Origin of the sequence: Treponema putidum (assembly GCF_000755145.1) — a bacterium.
Classification (GTDB): domain Bacteria; phylum Spirochaetota; class Spirochaetia; order Treponematales; family Treponemataceae; genus Treponema_B; species Treponema_B putidum.
Window position 1 is genome coordinate 554,638 of sequence record NZ_CP009228.1, and the last position, 17,880, is coordinate 572,517.

15 protein-coding genes and 1 pseudogene are annotated in these 17,880 nt (G+C 40.7%); 4 read left to right on the forward strand and 12 right to left on the reverse strand.

The features are described from left to right. The first annotated feature begins 1 nt into the window (after position 1). Genes JO40_RS02465 through JO40_RS02480 form a run of 4 tightly spaced genes read left to right on the forward strand, consistent with a single transcriptional unit; the run spans position 2 to position 3,894 of the window. Positions 2-967 (forward strand): ABC transporter permease, encoded by a 966-nt coding sequence (locus JO40_RS02465; protein WP_044977748.1) that lies wholly within the window; start codon positions 2-4, stop codon positions 965-967. Then, positions 964-1,962 (forward strand): ABC transporter ATP-binding protein, encoded by a 999-nt coding sequence (locus JO40_RS02470; RefSeq protein ID WP_044977749.1) that lies wholly within the window; start codon positions 964-966, stop codon positions 1,960-1,962. The genes JO40_RS02465 and JO40_RS02470 overlap by 4 nt, the downstream gene beginning before the upstream one ends. Then, the gene (locus JO40_RS02475; protein ID WP_044979680.1) at positions 1,955-2,917 is read left to right on the forward strand and encodes an ABC transporter ATP-binding protein; all 963 of its coding nucleotides are present in this window, start codon (positions 1,955-1,957) and stop codon (positions 2,915-2,917) included. Before JO40_RS02470 ends, JO40_RS02475 begins: the two co-directional genes overlap by 8 nt. A gap of 32 nt (positions 2,918-2,949) precedes the next feature. After that, positions 2,950-3,894 carry a cation diffusion facilitator family transporter gene (locus JO40_RS02480; protein ID WP_044977750.1) on the forward strand — a complete coding sequence of 315 codons (945 nt, stop codon included), beginning with the start codon at positions 2,950-2,952 and terminating at the stop codon, positions 3,892-3,894. Here JO40_RS02480 and JO40_RS02485 read toward each other — a convergent pair. The 12 genes and pseudogenes from JO40_RS02485 to JO40_RS02540 all read right to left on the reverse strand — a co-directional run bounded on the left by JO40_RS02485 (position 3,891) and on the right by JO40_RS02540 (position 17,712). Next, complete coding sequence (locus JO40_RS02485) at positions 3,891-4,688, reverse strand: M15 family metallopeptidase (protein ID WP_044977751.1); 798 nt, start codon at positions 4,686-4,688, stop codon at positions 3,891-3,893. The two genes, JO40_RS02480 and JO40_RS02485, sit on opposite strands and share 4 nt — an antisense overlap. A gap of 24 nt (positions 4,689-4,712) precedes the next feature. Further along, positions 4,713-5,036: an STAS domain-containing protein gene (locus JO40_RS02490; RefSeq protein ID WP_044977752.1), complete on the reverse strand. Its 324-nt coding sequence runs from the start codon at positions 5,034-5,036 to the stop codon at positions 4,713-4,715. Between the two features lie 10 nt (positions 5,037-5,046). Next, the gene (locus tag JO40_RS02495) at positions 5,047-7,173 is read right to left on the reverse strand and encodes a PP2C family protein-serine/threonine phosphatase (protein ID WP_044977753.1); all 2,127 of its coding nucleotides are present in this window, start codon (positions 7,171-7,173) and stop codon (positions 5,047-5,049) included. A gap of 3 nt (positions 7,174-7,176) precedes the next feature. Continuing rightward, positions 7,177-8,628, reverse strand: coding sequence for a PP2C family protein-serine/threonine phosphatase (locus JO40_RS02500; RefSeq protein WP_044977754.1), 1,452 nt, complete (start codon positions 8,626-8,628; stop codon positions 7,177-7,179). Positions 8,629-8,707: 79 nt separating this feature from the next. Continuing rightward, positions 8,708-9,880, reverse strand: coding sequence for a molecular chaperone DnaJ (gene dnaJ / locus JO40_RS02505; protein ID WP_044977755.1), 1,173 nt, complete (start codon positions 9,878-9,880; stop codon positions 8,708-8,710). A 59-nt stretch (positions 9,881-9,939) separates the two neighbouring features. Next, the gene (dnaK, locus tag JO40_RS02510) at positions 9,940-11,883 is read right to left on the reverse strand and encodes a molecular chaperone DnaK (protein ID WP_044977756.1); all 1,944 of its coding nucleotides are present in this window, start codon (positions 11,881-11,883) and stop codon (positions 9,940-9,942) included. 19 nt (positions 11,884-11,902) lie between these two features. Continuing rightward, entirely contained in the window at positions 11,903-12,649 is a 747-nt protein-coding gene (locus JO40_RS02515) for a nucleotide exchange factor GrpE (protein WP_044977757.1), read from the reverse strand. A gap of 113 nt (positions 12,650-12,762) precedes the next feature. Continuing rightward, positions 12,763-12,969: pseudogene (locus JO40_RS15295) on the reverse strand (hypothetical protein); the annotation flags it as partial. 204 nt (positions 12,970-13,173) lie between these two features. Beyond that, entirely contained in the window at positions 13,174-14,286 is a 1,113-nt protein-coding gene (locus JO40_RS02520; protein WP_044977758.1) for a formylglycine-generating enzyme family protein, read from the reverse strand. A 255-nt stretch (positions 14,287-14,541) separates the two neighbouring features. Continuing rightward, the gene (locus tag JO40_RS02530) at positions 14,542-15,528 is read right to left on the reverse strand and encodes a formylglycine-generating enzyme family protein (protein WP_044977760.1); all 987 of its coding nucleotides are present in this window, start codon (positions 15,526-15,528) and stop codon (positions 14,542-14,544) included. 182 nt (positions 15,529-15,710) lie between these two features. Then, entirely contained in the window at positions 15,711-16,832 is a 1,122-nt protein-coding gene (locus JO40_RS02535) for a formylglycine-generating enzyme family protein (protein WP_049992332.1), read from the reverse strand. Between the two features lie 169 nt (positions 16,833-17,001). Then, positions 17,002-17,712, reverse strand: coding sequence for a DNA-binding domain-containing protein (locus JO40_RS02540; protein ID WP_044977761.1), 711 nt, complete (start codon positions 17,710-17,712; stop codon positions 17,002-17,004). Positions 17,713-17,880 lie beyond the last annotated feature (168 nt).

Genomic DNA, 17,880 nt, shown 5'->3' on the forward strand with positions numbered 1-17,880 from the left:
TATGGATGAAAAAAAAATAACTCAAAACTATGATAGTCCCGCTATAGAGCCTGATTTAAATCCATCGGATTTTGAACCGGTTATAAGAACAAAAAAAACACTTCAAACAACAAGAGTCAGTATAGGCTTTTGGGAGGATGTAAGACGGAGGTTTAAAAAAAGTAAAAGAGCTCTTTTCTCATGTGTAGTTTTAGGCTTAATTATTTTGATATGTTTATTCGGCCCGATTTTAAGCGGCCGATCAGCTGATGACGGAAACTTAAAAGAAAAAAATTTAGGGCCCTCTTTTTCTTATCTTTTCGGAACCGATGAATTGGGGCGGGATATATTTACAAGGGTCTGCAAAGGCGGGAGGGCATCTCTTATAATCGCAATTATAGGAGCCGCAATCGACATGAGCATAGGCTTAATTTATGGAGGCATTTCGGCATATTCAGGCGGAAGGACAGACACAATTATGATGCGTATAGTCGAAATACTTTCAAGTATTCCCTATTTAATTACGGCTATTTTAATTTCTCTTATTTTCGGCAAGGGGATTTTTTCGATTATCATCGCAATGACCATTACAGGCTGGTGCTTTACGGCACGGCTTGTACGAGGCCAAGTCTTGCAGATAAAAAATCAGGATTTTATTTTGGCGGCGCAGGCCTTAGGCACAAGTTCATTTAAAATTATAATAAAGCATTTACTTCCCAACACTGTGAGCATTATGATAATCGCCTTAACTTTTGATATACCTTCATTTATTTTCGGGGAAGCCTTTTTATCGTATATCGGCTTAGGAATTCAACCTCCATATACAAGCTGGGGAGTTTTGGCATCGGAAGCCCAAAAGACAATGCTCTTTTATCCTTACCAATTATTTTTTCCTGCCCTATTTATAAGCCTGACAATTTTATCCTTGCAAATTATCGGCGATGCTTTACGGGATGCAATGGACCCTCATTTAAGGAAGTACAAATGAAACCTATTTTACAAGTTAAAGATTTATCGGTTACCTTCAAAAATTACGGCGGAACAATTTATGCGGTAAACGGTATCTCTTTTAATCTATACGAGGATGAAACTCTTGTACTTGTCGGCGAGTCCGGATGCGGCAAAAGCGTTACGGCTCATTCAATCTTAAAATTATTACCCGGAAAAAAAACACGTATACATGAAAAGTCTCAAATTATTTTTGAAGATAAAAATATCTTGGAATATACTGAAGAACAGATGCAGAATATAAGGGGAAATGAAATATCCATGATATTCCAAGACCCTATGACTTATTTAAACCCTACAATGCCCATAGGCAAGCAGGTTATGGAAAGCATTTTAATTCATCAACGGATAAGCAAAAAAGAAGCCTTAGAGCAAACCGTAAAAATTTTAGAGCTGGCTCAAATTCCTGATCCCGAAAAAAGGCTCAAGCAATACCCTCATGAATTTTCGGGCGGAATGAGGCAGAGAGTTTTAATATCGATAGCCCTTGCAAGCAATCCTAAAATCCTAATTGCAGACGAACCTACAACGGCACTGGATGTTACAATTCAAGCCGAAATTTTAGGGCTGATAAAAAAAATTCAAAAAGAAACAAATACGGCAATAATGCTAATCACACATGATTTAGGAGTTGCAGCCGAAGTTGCAGACCGCATTCAAGTTATGTATGCCGGAAAAATAATCGAACGCGGAAGAGCTAAACATATTTTTAAAAATCCCAAACATCCGTACACAAAAGCTCTGCTTGCTGCAGTTCCTTCAATAGACCAATTAAAAGAAAGCAAACTTTATGCACCCGAGGGCAATCATCCCGATATGCTTTCTATTTCAGCAGGCTGTGCCTTTGCCGACAGATGTGAAAAATGTATGAAAGTCTGTCTTACGCATAAACCTCCCGAAATGAAGGTTGATGATGAACACTTTACGTCCTGCTGGCTTCAACATGAATTTGCAAAAGGAAAAAACAATGACTGATGTTCTTTTAGAAGTTTGCAATTTAAAAAAATATTTTACTCTGGGCCGTAAAGAAATTTTACATGCAGTAGATGATGTAAGCTTCACAGTAAACCGAGGAGAAACGGTAGGCATTGTAGGCGAATCGGGCTGCGGAAAAACGACTTTAGGCAGAACAGTACTCGGTCTTTACCGTCCTAATGCCGGAAAAATAATTTTTGACGGAACTGAAATCGGCTCTGCATCAAAAAAAGAACTGCATTCATTTAAAAAGAAAGCTCAAATAATTTTACAAGACCCTTTTGCTTCTTTTAATCCCCGCATGACAATTTCGCAAATTATTTCGGAGGGCATGGAAGCTCATAATTTATATAAAACAAAAAAAGAAATGGAAGAGGCCGTATACGGTCTTCTTGAAACCGTAGGTCTTGTTCCCGAACATGCCAATAGGTTTCCTCATGAATTTTCAGGGGGCCAAAGGCAAAGAATAGGAATCGCAAGGGCCTTGGCAGTGGAACCAGATTTTATAGTTTGTGATGAACCTATTTCTTCCCTCGATGTTTCAATCCAAGCCCAGATAATAAATTTATTGATAAGGCTTCAAAAAGAATTTAAAATGACTTATCTGTTTATTGCCCATGATTTATCCATAGTAAAATATATTTCCGACAAGGTAGGCGTTATGTATTCGGGAAAACTTGTAGAATTCGCAAAAAGTGCCGACCTATATAAAAATCCGCTTCATCCTTATTCTCAAGCCTTAATTTCTGCAATCCCAAGCACCGATATAGACTCCCCCATGTCGGCACGGCGTATTCATATTAAAGGAGAAATAAGCAGTGCAATCAATCCCCCTCAAGGCTGCCGATTTTATAAACGCTGCTCAAAAGCCTTTGAAAAGTGTAAATTAATTTCACCGGAATTAATCGAAACTGAAAAAGGGCATTTTACAGCCTGCCATTTAATCAAACATTGATTTTATTATTTTATTTTGATATAATAAGATTGATGGATAGTGATAAAAGAATAAAGCTTGTGAGAATTGCATCTCTTACAGCCCTCATAGGAAACATAATAATCTGTATTGCAAAACTTGTTATAGGAATTTATGCACAAAGTCTTTCGGTACTTGGTGACGGATTAGATTCGGCAACCGACGTTATAATATCGGTTATTACACTTGCGGTAAGTTTTATAATAAACAGGCCTTCAGATAAAGAACATCCTTGGGGTCATCAACGGGCTGAAACAATGGCCGCTCTAATTCTATCTTTTATAATTATGACAGCAGGCTTTCAGCTCTTTCTTACGGCAGCAGGAAAACTGATAAATGTTTATAAAGGAACCGTAATTATTATAATGCCTCACATACTTGCCGCTATTGTTACGGTATCTTCAATTATAGTAAAACTTCTTTTAGCCTTAAACCAGTATATTATGGGTAAAAAAGCCGGCAGTATGATGATTCAAGCCAATGCAAAAAATATGACAAATGATGTTATCCTTTCTTCTTCGGTTTTAACGGGTCTTGCAATCTCTTATTTTTTTAATGCACCGATTTTTGATGCAATTACGGCTCTTTTGGTAAGTGCTTGGATTATAAAATCAGGCCTAGGACTTTTTATAGAATTAAATGTTGAGTTAATGGACGGAAATACTAACGAGCTTTTGTACAAGCTGCTATTTGAAGCCGCCAATTCCGTTGAAGGAGCTCATAATCCTCACCGAGCAAGAATCAGACGAATGGCCAATCTTCTGGATATAGATTTGGATATTGAAGTTGATCCGTCAATCACGATTTGCGAAGGCCATAACATTGCAGAAAAAGTTACTTCAGCAATTAAAGAAAAAATGGAAAATGTTTATGACGTAATGGTACATATCGAACCTTATGGGATTCACACTCATGAAGAAGAGGGATTCGGTTTATCGGAAAAAGACATAAAAGTTTAATTAAGTTTTTCTTTTTTCCAAAGGTCGATAAATTCCAACATATATTGTTGGATATCACCGAACCATTCTTTTTGAAACTTGCAAGCCTCAACTCCCAAATACCTATAATGCCAGCACTCCCATTTATAGCCGGTAATATGCTCCATATTTTTAGGATAAGATAAAGACCAGCCGTACTTCCACGCATTATTAAGCATCCATTTACCTTCAGGCGTATCGGCATAAGAATCATCAATAGTGGCGAAATCAATGACAGTACCCAGTTGATGCTGACTTGCTCCGGGAGGAGCCGAAAAAGACAGAGCATTTTTTTTACCATACTCCTTTTCATATTTTGAAAAAAGCTTAGTTTGGTAGCTATAAGACCGATAACCTGAACTTACCATTATTTCTAGTCCAGTCTTTTTTGCATCTTCTGCCATTTTTTGTAAGGGACGTTCCGCAATTTTTGCAAGATAGATATTGGTACGATCAAGAACATATTTTCTGTCTTTTATATTTACCAATAATATAATATTTTTGGGTTTATAATTTTCATCAAGACGGTTAAGTTTATCCACCAAAATCAATTCATCTTCTTTTTCATTTTTCAGAACAATATTTAAATCCTTAAAAAATTCTCTCCGATTATTGTTTATTTTATTAAAAATTTGTTTAGGAAAGCGTCTTGAAATATATGTATAAACTTTTTTATATATATCTTCATCGTCACTTGATTTGTCTTCCGTATACCCGACAATTAATAAAACAAAAAATAAAATAATAAATATATTTCTTTTTAGATTAAAATACATATTTAATCCTTGAGAAAAAATTATTTATATTTCGTCAATTGAATGAATAATTCTAAACACATCGGAAAAACCCGTCGAATCCAAAGCCATCTTGACATCCTTGGCAGGGTTTAACATATACATCTTATGACCATTTTCTTCGCTTTCGTTATGAGCCGTCATTAAAACACCTATTCCCGATGACGAAAGAGCTTGTACCTTAGACAAGTCTAAGATAACATCATTGTCCTTAATTGCAGTATATACTTTTTTTTCAAAATCACCTGATGTATATAGATTAACGGTTCCTTCAATAGCCAATAATAAACACCCCGATACTTTCGATTCAGTAATAATCAAATTTTCCATAGCACGTCCTTTATATATGTTTGAATGTCATAATAGTGATATCATCTTCAATTTCATGAGCAATATAATCCAAGAAAGTTTTATATATAGCATTCGAAATTTCACTTGCCGACTTTGTCTTATTTGCAGCAATCAAACGGCTTACTCTATCATTTCCGAATTTATCTCCTTTTAAGTTTTTAGAATCCAATAAACCGTCAGTAACAAAAACAATAATATCATTACGGTTCATTGTTATTTTTCTTACCTTTAAAAACGGCCTTATATTTTTTACAAAACCTAATACCCTTCCCTCTCCTTGAATTTCAATAACATTTTTATAAGAATCAATGTACATCGACATAAGAGGAATACCGCAGTTAAGATAATATATTGTAGATTCTTTAAAATCGATAATTCCAAAAAGTCCTGCAAGAAAAGTTCCTTTCGGAAGATTATCTTTAATAAAAGAATTTATTTTTACAACCAGCTCTTTAAAATCAGGAGTTTCCGAAAGGTAAGTATGAATAACAGATTTTAAAATTACCATAGACATACTTGCGCTCAATCCCTTACCGGAAACATCCCCTATCAAAAATAAATACCGATTTTCAGATAATCTAATAAAATCGGTAAAATCTCCGCCCAATTGGTGAGCAGAAAAAGCTACAGAGTCCACTTCTATTGATTTTTTTTCAACAATATCTATATTCTTTTGAATTGAGCCGATAATTTGATCCGACATTTCTATTTCTCTGTCAAGAATGAGAACTATATCCTGCTTCGCTATATTTCTTAAATAATAAACAACCAAAAAGAAGTAAGAATAAAGATTCTTTAATACATCAAAATCATATGAAGTGTAGGCCTCTTTTCGTTTTTTTGCAGACACGGAAATGACACCTATCAATTTTTGTCCCTCACGAACACAAATCAATATTTCAGCATATGTACTGTTCATAAAACCGATCAAGTCACTTCTCACGTCCGCAAAATCAGGGTTTGTCAAAACTTGGGACCGCATTATAACCTGAATATTTTCATTTAATAAAAATTCAAAAACAGGTTTGTTAGTATTAAAAGTAGACGTTACATTTAATGTAGAATAAACAGGTTCCAATATCTCATTTTCGCCGGCAATTAAAATACTAAGAGAACTGGTATGTAAGTGTTCCAATAAAATATTTGAAAAGTTCTCCATGACTTTTTCACGGCCTTCAGTATAATCAATGTGCTGTAATTTTTCTTCTATAACTTTTGCGTATTCGGAAGTATCGCCCAAAAGCCATTTAAATTTTTGTGATACAAAATTTCTAATAACAAAAAAAACAGCAGCACCTATCATCAGCAAAACAATCTGAATATAAAAACTACGAATAGAGGTTAAAACTAACGAAGCCCAAAACCCTGTAATTGCAGCAAAAATTAAAATAAAGATCAGGAACCGCAATAAGGCAAAAGCTATTTGTTTTCTGTCGTAAACCATTGAGGTAGAAAAACCTGATGAGGTAAAAAAAACTAAAAGCAAATATCCCAAGGGCGTTATAGCTATTGCCCATGAAAAAATAGTAGAAAGATAATATACAAAGCCCCAAAGAATTGCGCTAAAAAAAAGTGCTGCAAAATATATTATCATCTGCTGCCTATAAATTCCGCTTTTTTCTTTAAAAATTTTATAAATTGAAATCAGCATGGCAAAAAAAGGCATAGCCAAAAGGATTGTCATCAAAAAAATATCTGCAACAGGAATTCCTGCAATCATCTCTGAATTGAATTTAAAACCTGATAGAGCATTCCAAAAAAAGCCTCTTATAAATAAAACTGCAAGAACAGCAATCCCTAAATGTAAAATAGAGTTAAACACCGTAAACGGAATATTTTTTTTACGCTCAAAATAAGGCATTTTTACGGTAAATTGCAAGGTGAAAAATGAGACAAAAACCATTCCAACTATAAATATTTTAGAAAGAATAACAATTACGCTCGAAAAGTTAAAATACAGGGCTAATATTAAAAGCAAAAATAGCAAAGTTGTTATGACTATAGTACCTGCGATCATAAAAAGGTCTTTTGCATAAGGGGCCTTTTTGTAAACTAGGTTTATCGCCAATATAGCTAAAACTACAAGAAAAAAGAATACAAAAACAATCAGTCCCATAACTTACCCCTTAATCTTAGCGCACATTATTGTAATGTCATCCCTCATAGGCTGATCACCGGTATGAGCATAGGCCATATTTACAATATTTTCTACAATATCTTTTGCACTACCTTGAGCAAAAGATTTTATAGAGTCTATATATGTCTCCGTTTCACTTAATTCAACACCGGCATGATTCATAGCTTCAGGAATACCATCTGTCATCATCAAAATTACATCACCTCGATAAAGAGGCCTTTCTTTAACTTCTATTTTATCAAAATCAATAATCCCGACAATACTGCACGTAGACTCAAGTATCTTTACCTTGTATCCGTCGGGTGCTTCCGTAAGAATCATTGGGTCTTCCATTGAAGCATTAACATATTTTATCGTCATTTTTTCAGTGTCAATCAAGCCTAAAAATAAAACCGTATATTTATCCAAAAGTCCCATTCTTTTTATTGCACTATCGACTGCAAGAACAAGGCCGGAAAGGTCTTCTTTATTTTTTGCTATCTTAATTGTATTTACCACGACACCCATAACCAATGCAGCTGAAAGTCCCTTACCGGAAACATCTCCTACAATTAAAAGGGTCTTATGCTCATCAACTTTTATAGCATCATAATAGTCACCTGAAACATTTACAAGAGGTTTAAAATAAGAAGCAATTTCAAGCATAGGCATATCAGGCAGTTGCTGAGGCAAGAAAGCCCTCTGCGTACTAGCAACCATGTCCCATTCTTGGCTTAACTCCGAAAAATATAAAAGTTGTTCAAGAGTAGAAACCCTGTTTTGATAACTCACAAATTCCGAAAACATTGTATTAAAAATTTCGGGTTCTACTTCATTAAAGTATCCGCAAATAACAAAAAAATGAATATCTTTTAAAATTACGGCAGCGATGCGGGCTTTTTTAATTTTGCATTTTTGCATATCGGCATTAAAAAAATAAACCCCGGGTTTATACTCTGCCGTGATTTCATGGAGGGAAGTAAATGTTTCGGGGGAAGAAACAAACCTTGAGCTGCTGTTATATAAAACAATATTTTCTTTGGGATCTATGAGCATTACAGAGCAATCACCGGAATACTCAAGTTCATTTTGTGCGGCTTCTATCAGGTTTTCGAGAGTATAGCAGAATCTCATCTTCTCCAAAAAACCGTCAAATATTTTATTTTTAGGTCTATCGTATTCTTTATTTTCTACTGTTTTATAAAAACTTCGCAAAAGATAATCCGTAAAGATTGCAACAATTACAAAAACCAAAGCTCCTATAATAAAACGGTGCACTTGAGTTATTTCAGGAATCCTTGCTAATCGGCTTAAAGCCAAAGTCATATCATTCGCCGAGTAAAATTTACCTAAAAACAAAAACCTTGGGCTTACAAATATCATAAAAAGAGCAAAAACGCTGCCCATTGCAAAGCTTATCAGAATATTTGAAAGCAATTTTCGTAATTTAATCATTATGACCTCTCAGCTTAGGAGATATTATACCATAAAACAAAATAAAGATAAAGCCTAAATTAAAAAAGCCTATCAAATTTTAGGGTAAATCTTTTAAAGGGATAAGGTTAGGATTTTCATTTTCGCCTTCCAGTGCCGAAATTTCCTGCAAAAGTTTTTTTGAATTTGATGACAATTTTGAAGGAATTTGCACTTGAATTTGAATGTATAAGTCTCCCTTTCGGCCTATCCCTGTAGGAACGCCTTCACCTCGAATCCTTAACAGTTTTCCATTCTGTGTCCCGGCCGGGATTTTAAGTTTTAAGGTTTTATCGTCGAGAGATTTGATGTTTATTTCTCCTCCTAAAGCCGCTTGAGTCATTGAGATGGGAACAGCACAGTAGAGGTCTATTCCGTTCCGTTCAAAATAAGGATGAGCTTGAACAAAGATAAAGACAAAGAGATCTCCATAGTCTCCTCCGGCTTGGCCTGCATTTCCTTGACTGGGAATAGTAATCCGTTTTCCGTTTTCTACACCGGCGGGAATGGTAACTATTATGCGCTGCTTTTTGCGTTCCAGGCCGCTTCCTCCGCATTTTTTACACGGCTTTTCGATTATGGAGCCTTCGCCGCCGCAGGTAGGACATGGTCTCGATATAGAAAAGAAACCTGTACTTTGACGCACTTGTCCGGTACCCTTACAGTCGGGGCACATTTTTTTTGAACTTCCGCTTTCGCTTCCGGTTCCGTGACATTCGGAACATTTTTCATTACGGGTATAGCTTAACTCGGCCTTTTTACCATAAACGGCATCAACAAAAGATATTTGAAGATCATAACGAAGGTTGGAACCGCGGATCGGCCCTGCATGACGGCCTGAAAAACCTGATGAATGAGCAAAGCCTCCTCCAAAAAGATTTTCAAAAATATCCGAAAAATTACCTCCGAAGATATCTTCAAAGCCTTGGAAGGCCGAAGGATCAAAGCCTCCCCCTCCGGACATTCCATCTACACCGGCATGTCCGTACTGGTCATACATGCTGCGTTTTTTTTCGTCGATAAGAATTTCATAAGCTTCCGTAGCTTCTTTAAACTTTTCTTCAGCAACCTTGTCCCCTTGGTTTTTATCGGGATGATATTTGATTGCTAATTTTCGATATGCTTTTTTTATGTCATCGTTTGAGGCTTTTTTATCTACGCCCAAAACCTCATAATAATCTCTTTTAGATGCCGGCACTAAAAACTCCCAATATAAAAATGGCGAGTTTTTCATAAGCCTTTACAGAAAAACGGCTTATGAAAAACATCGCAAATAAGATTAAGTCTTAAAATTTATTTATCATTATCATCATTTACGACTTCATAGTCAACATCATCGGCTGTTCCGGTTTTATGACCTGAAGTACCGTAATTGGTTCCTCCCTGCTGGGCTCCTTGAAAACTGCCGGCGTTAGGATCGGCACCAGCTTGAGCTCCCTGCTGCTTGTACATTTCTTCTGCAATTTTATAAGCGGCTTGTTGGAGACTTTCGGTCTTTGCCTTGATGTCCGCAGTATTATCTGAATTAAGGGACTGTCTCAAGTCCGCTATTGCAGCTTCAATTTTTTGCTTATCGGCAGCTCCTATTTTGTCTCCCATTTCTTTGAGGGTCTTTTCGGTTTGATAAATAAGAGAGTCGGCATTATTTTTTACTTCAACCTTTTCTCTTTCCAGTTTATCATTTTCTGCATTGGCTTCAGCTTCTTTTACCATTCTGTCGATTTCGCTCTCGCTTAAGCCGCTTGAGCTTTCGATGCGGATGTGCTGTTCTTTTCCGGTTCCGAGGTCTTTTGCCGAAACGTGCACAATACCGTTTGCGTCAATATCAAACGTAACTTCAATCTGCGGAACTCCGCGCGGTGCCGGAGGAATGCCTACGAGGTCAAAATTGCCGAGGGTTCTGTTTTGGCTGGCCATACCCCGTTCTCCCTGCAATACATGGATAGAAACGGCAGTTTGTCCGTCAGCGGCTGTAGAGAATACCTGACTCTTTCTTGTCGGGATCGTAGTATTTCGGTTGATAAGAGGTGTAAATACGCCTCCCATAGTTTCAATACCTAAAGAAAGAGGAGTAACGTCCAAGAGAAGAACGTCCTTAACATCTCCGCCCAAAATACCGCCCTGAATAGCGGCACCCATTGCTACGGCTTCATCGGGGTTTACGCTCTTAGAGCCTTCTTTTCCGAAAATTTCCTTTATAATCTGCAAAATTTTAGGCATTCGAGTTGAACCGCCGACCAAAAGAATTTCATCGATTTTATCGGGGGTGATACCCGCATCTTTTAAGGCCTTTCTGCAAGGCTCCTTTGTTCTTTCAAATAGGTCTTCAGTCATTTGCTCAAACTTAGCCCTGGATAAGCTCTTTTGTAAGTGCTTAGGTCCGTTTGCATCGGCTGTAATAAAAGGAAGATTTATATCTGTGTTTGCAACCGAAGAAAGCTCAATCTTTGCCTTTTCAGCGGCTTCACGCAAGCGCTGTAAGGCCATTCTGTCTTTAGACAGGTCAATTCCGGTATCTTTTTTAAACTCATCAACCAGCCAGTTTACTATTCTGTTATCAAAGTCGTCACCGCCAAGGTGAGTATCTCCGTTTGTTGATTTTACTTCAAAAACTCCGTCACCCAATTCTAGGATAGAAATATCGAAGGTTCCTCCTCCAAGGTCATATACGGCGATTGTTTTTTCTTTTTTAGAATCCTTGTTAAAACCGAAGGCCAAGGAAGCGGCTGTCGGCTCGTTTATGATTCGCTTTACTTCCAAGCCGGCAATCTTTCCGGCATCCTTTGTTGCCTGTCTTTGAGCATCATTAAAATAAGCCGGAACGGTTATAACGGCTTCGGTTACACTTTCGCCCAGATAGTCCTCGGCTGTTTTTTTCATTTTTTGTAGAATAAAGGCGGAAATTTCCTGTGTGGAATAAAGTTTTCCGTCAATGTCGATTCTTACATCTTCCCCCTGAGGTACGATTTTGTAAGGAACACGCTTTAACTCGTCTGTAAGCTCGCTGTATCGGTGACCGATAAAGCGCTTTACCGAATAAACGGTTCTTTCAGGGTTGGTAATCATTTGGTTTTTTGCAGGCTGGCCTACAACCCTTTCATCTTTTGAGGTAAAGCCTACAATGGACGGAGTCGTTCTTCCGCCTTCAGAGTTCGGTATAACGACGGGCTCGCCGCCTTCCATTACCGATACACAAGAGTTTGTTGTTCCTAAGTCAATTCCAATAATTTTTCCCATTTTCAATATCTCCTATAAGCTAATTTTCGTTTTTTTTATCGGCGGCTTCGCTTTCTTCCGCCTTTTTTTCATCCTGCTTTTCGGCAGGCATTAGTACCATTACCTTGGAGTGACGAATCACTCTTTCTTTTAGTTTGTAGCCTTTTTGAAGCTCTTCTCCTACAACAGCCTCTTTTACATCCGGAGACTGAATCATTGAAACGGCTTCGTGAAGGTTGGGGTCGAAGGCTTCTCCCTTTGCGGGATAATAGCTAAGCCCGTACTTTGAGCTCAGCATAGAAACCATTTGATTTTTTATCATTACAACGCCTTCAACAAAGGCATTGTTTGAGGCCTCTCCGCCTTGAGTTTTGCCGGCATCAATAGCCCTGTCAAAATCATCGAGCACCTGTACGAGATCCAAAAGCAGATTGCTGTTTGCGTAGTCTATAGCTTCCTGCTTTTCCCTAATCATACGCTTGCGGTAGTTTTCAAAATCCGCAGCCTTGCGCAAATACTGATCCTGCCAGTCCCTGCATTTAGCTTCCAGTTCTTCAATTTTTTTTGTACATTCCAAAGCGGCATCATCTTTTTCTTTGTTTTTGTTATCAGTAGAATTGTTATGCTCTGCTTTGTCTTCTTGCGGGGTTTCTTTTGGCGCTTCGCAACCGCATCCGGCTCCTTGTTCATCTTTCACCGCAGACTCATCTTTCGGCTGAAGGTCCTTTTCAAGTTCCTCCTTAGCAGCCTCTTTTTTGTCGGCATGTTTTTCATGATTCTTCTTCATTTGAACTCCAACTATAACTTTATCTTATAAGAAGATACTAATATAAAAAAAAAGGGTCAAGAGTTTTTGAAAAATCGTGATAGAAAATTTACAAAATATTGCGGTATTGGAGGTTACCATATATAAAAAACGCCGGTTATTCCCGCATAAGAATAACCGGCATTAAAAAGTTTAAGGATGTACATTTTTAAGAGGCTCAAGGGCAGACAAGCCAGGCGGAAGCCAAGATTGTTGTTCCTGTTGTCAGGACTGTTGTTGTTCCGTTTGCCTACAGTGCAGTTGTTCGCGTTGTTGTTCCAGCTGCCGCCGCGTTTAACACGGTTAGTACCCGACGCACCACCTTATAAAGTCCATACCGTTTTTTACTCAAAAATTTTCGAGCCGCTAAAGCGGCTGACACAGTGCAGTTTTATTTTCAAAAATACACTGCACCACAAAACACATTTTGCCTATTCGGTTTCACTGCTTCGGGCGGCTTACGCTGCGCCCTCAGCTGCTCAACCTCTCCGGCAAAATGTGTGAACTTAGGGCAGACAAGCCAGGCGGAAGCCAAGATTGTCGTCCCCGTTGCCAGGACTGTAGTAGTCCCGCCTGCCTACAGTGCAGAAGCTCGCGCTGAGGCTCCAGCTGCCGCCGCGTTTAACACGGTCAGTACCCGACGCACCACCCTGAGGATCGGTAACAATACCGCCTTGCATATAAGCAGCATCGTTTGATGCAGGGTCATCCTTATACCAATCAAAACACCATTCCCAGACATTACCGCTCATATCGTGTAAGCCAAGTGCATTCGCTCTCTTTTTTCCTACAGGATGAGTTTTTCCTCCTGAATTACCACTATACCACGCAACCTCTCCTGTTTCCGCAGCATCATTCCAGTCAGCTTTCGCTCCGCTTGCACTGTTTAATTTGATAAGGTATACATCGCCGTATTGTGCCGCATTTGTTTTATCGCTTCCCTGCCAACGGGCTGCATATTCCCACTCAGCTTCAGTAGGAAGTCTAAAGCCTTTTTTACTCATATCGGCATAAGCGGCATCGCAAGAAGCTGTATCAGTCGCATTTTTTAATACCGCAATATCGATTTTGCTTTTGCGGTATACGCATTCTCCCTCGCCCATCGTCTTTGCTGTATACGCATTACACCACACAATGCAGTCCCGCCAGCTTATAGTCGTTACAGGCTCTTTTTTTCCTGCTTCTGTGGGAGCGGCTCCTTCGGTTCCGTTATTGCCTTCTTTTCCCTTATTAGCAAAGGTGTAGCCATTACTTTCTGCCCATGTCAGTACCTCGTGCCATAACTCGTACGTTACCTCTGTTTTGCCCAGCTTGTAGGGGCTTAATTTCACCTTCCGGTCTTTAATAAATACGCCTTTCCTCCAAGCTTGATTTCCGGGTAAGGTGTAGTTAGGGTCAACGCCTGCAATGGTTGCCTCGGGAATTGCTACAAACTCGTATACAATTTCAGGGGGTGCAGGCGGCGTGGCACTGCCCGAACCGCTTCCGCCCGCATTATTCGGGCAGCCTGTAAAGACCAGTGCCAATATTGCGGCTAAGATGAGCGCCGCGGCTCTTTTCAGTGCACAGAGCCTGCCGCTTGAAGCGGCTGAGCTCTTGTTCAAATTTAATTTTATCATATATTTTCTCCTAAAAAATGATATGCTGTTTCAAGTCCGTCAGAACTGATATCGACCATACCCTTCAAATTATCATCATAACTAAATGATCTAGTCATTTTTTCTCCTTCCGCATTATGCGAAGTGTACACGGAGGTACAACTGCTCAACAGCCTTCCCGCTGCCGGCGCATTTTTTCGTCCCATAGGCTGCTTGCGGGCGGCTTACGCTGCGCCCGCTTCACCGCCTTGCGTACGAAAAAATGCTGTGTAAACTCTAGGGACGCGAGACCAGCCGCAAGCCAAGATTGTGGAAGCGGTCGCCGGGGTCGTCGTCGCGCCGATACGCACGAGCAGCGTAACCCGCACCATCGTTCCAGCCGCCGCCGCGCCCAACACGGTAAGTACCCGACGCACCACCCGCCGGATCTTGACCGCCTGTAGGCGTACTGTCACTATACCGGTCCCAGCACCATTCCCATACGTTCCCGCTCATGTCGTATAACCCGTAGCCGTTCGCCGATTTCAGCTTTACTTGGTGTGTTTTGCCGTTCGCATCGCCTCCGTCATCATTTTTGTACCACGCATAGTTTTTCAGCTCGCTTTTGGTATCCGTTCCCGCCCATTTGTCGTTTGTGCCGCCCTGTGCCGCCCATTCCCATTCAGCCTCCGTCGGTAAGCGAAACCCGTTTTTATTCCGGTCGCATACGGCATTATTCCAGTTTGTATTATTCGATGTCGGTATATTGCTAAAGTTCAGTGTATCGAAGTCTACGCCGGTAACCGTGTAACACGGATCAAGATTGCACGCCTTACTCAGCTTATTGCAAAATGCTATACACTGATACCAATTTACCTTCTCTACCGGACGCTTTTCCTGCACTTCGCCGCTTTCAGGCGGGTTGGAACTTCCCTGAAAAATACTCGGATTAGTGCTCATCACCGCTTGCCACAGCTCCTGCGTTACTTCGGTTTCACCTATCAAGTACGCGGTAAGGCTTACCGTGTGCGGTGCATTGTTGCTCACGTCGCTGTACCCTACGGTTCCGTTCGTTACGGCGGCGATGCCTTTCATTGTAAATTGTACGCCGCTTACCGTGTAGGTTTTGTCGGCAGGGGGCGTGCCGCCTGTACTACCGGCTCCTCCACTTGAGCCCGAACCGCCGGCACTGTTGGGGCAGCCGGTACACAGCAGTACCGCTGCCAATATTGCGGCTGTGATGAGCGCCGCGGCTCCTCTTTTCTTGTTGTTGATTGTTTTCATCTTGAAAATCTCCTTAATTAAAGTTTTATCAATTTGTAATTATATAGTTCGGCTACACCGCTTTACCGCCATGGACGGCGGTGGTTCCAGCATTACGATGTTTTGCCGTGAGGCAAAACTCGAAACTCAAAATCGGACACGGATGTCCGATTTTGAGTACCTCTCCGGCAAAATGTGTAAACTCAAGGCCGGCAAGCCAGGCGGAAGCCAAGATAGTAGTTCCTGAAGTCAGGACCGATGAAGTTCCGTCTGCCTACAGTGCAGAAGTCCGCGTAGTCGTCCCAGCTGCCGCCGCGCCAAACACGGTAAGAACCCGACGCACCACCCTGAGGATCGGTAACAATACTGCCTTGCATATAAGCAGTATCGTTTGATGCAGGGTCATCCTTATACCAATCAAAACACCATTCCCAGACATTACCGCTCATATCGTGTAAGCCAAGTGCATTCGCTCTCTTTTTTCCTACAGGATGAGTTTTTCCTCCTGAATTACCACTATACCACGCAACCTCTCCTGTTTCCGCCGTATTCCAGTCAGCTTTCGCTCCGCTTGCACTGTTTAATTTGGTAAGGTATACCTCACTACCACCTTCGCCGTAGTTTACCGCATTTTCGTTGTTGTTTTGCCGGCGGGCCGCATATTCCCATTCCGCTTCAGTCGGAAGTCTAAAGCCTTTTTTACTCATATCAGCATAGGCTTTATCGCAAATATATTCTTCCCCATCTTTCGCCTTCGCATTTTTTAATACGGTAGAATCGCTATCGCTTTTGCGGTATACGCATTCTTCCTCGCCCAACGTCTTTTCCGTATACGCATTACACCATACTATGCAGTCCCGCCAGCTTATATTTGTTACCGGCTCTTTTTTTCCTTCATCTGTGGGAGCTGCTCCATCAGTACCATGACTGCCTTCTCTTCCCTGATTGACAAAGACGTATCCCTTACCATTATCAGTATTCCATTTGAGTACACTATACCACAGCTCATAGGTTACCTCCGTCTTGCCTAGCTTGTAGGGGCTTAATTTCACCTTCCGGTCTTTAATAAATACGCCTTTCCTCCAAGCTTGATTTCCGGGTAAGGTGTAGTCAGGGTCAACGCCCGTAATGGTTGCCCCTTGAATGTCTACAAACTCGTATACGATTTCAGGGGGTGCAGGCGGCGTGGCACTGCCCGAACCGCTTCCGCCCGCATTATTCGGGCAGCCTGTAAAGACCAGTGCCAATATTGCGGCTATGATGAGCGCCGCAGCTCCCTTCGTTTTCAAAGCAACTGCTTTGTTGTTTGAATTACTTGTTTTCATCTTGAAAACCTCCTTGTTTTAATTTGTAATTGGTAATGGGTAATTATCAATTATCCATATTGTCTATCATTACACCGGTAGATTGGCTACCATTACTGTGGTAGACTGGCTACCATTATGCCGGTAGGGTGCCTACCATTACGTTTGTAGACAGTCTACCGGCTCCGTTTTATGCGGCGCACGTGAGCGGTTTGTTGAACCGGCCGGTTTTGTGCGTTTTCAGTTTTTTACCACCCATATCGATTTTTGTCCGCACTTCGATGTAGTAGGTACCGGCCGCCAAATCGGCAGGGATTATTGCCATAAGACGCGCGGGTTTGTTTTCGGCGATGACGGCGGCACGGACGGCCTCTCCGGTTTCGGGTACAAAGAAGATGCCCTGTGCTTCGTCTTTAGCATCGAACTTGAGCCGGCTTCCGACCAGTTGTACCACCCCGCCTTTAGTCAGGGTTGTGTTTACCGCTCCCGTTACGATGTCGGTAACTTCGGTGATGTAGGGGTCGGTACTTACGCCTTCGGTTTTTTCGCACTTGACTTTGGTAACCGCATCGCGAAGGAGCGTGCCGGCGGTTATGTTCAAGTTTACCGTGTGCCGCTTTTTATCGAAGCTGTCGTTTGCTCCGTCAAATACGCCGGATATGCTCATCGAGGTGTTCATAAGCGGTGTGTTAACGGCCGAGCCGTCTTTGATAATGGCACTTACTACCTCTCCGTAGACTTGCAAGGTTGCCGCCACATCCGCACGCGTGAGCGTGGTACCTTTTTCCATCATCAGGTCTATAATCTCGTCAAGAGTGTACGAGCGCACATCAGTTGCCTGTGCCATGTAGTCGTCCGGCGCAGGGGTGAGTAAGTTTTCGCGCAAACAATACTTTAATATCTTGTTCTCCTTATATTTTTTAATTTAACCGCGGAGCACGCCAAGGACGCAAGGTGTTTTAAGAAGGCTTTGTAAGGCATTCTTTTATAATCCTTTGCGAAGTTGAGCGAAGCTCAAGGCTTGGCGTTCGTTGCGGTTTTTTACACGGTGTATGAAAAAAGCCCAAGG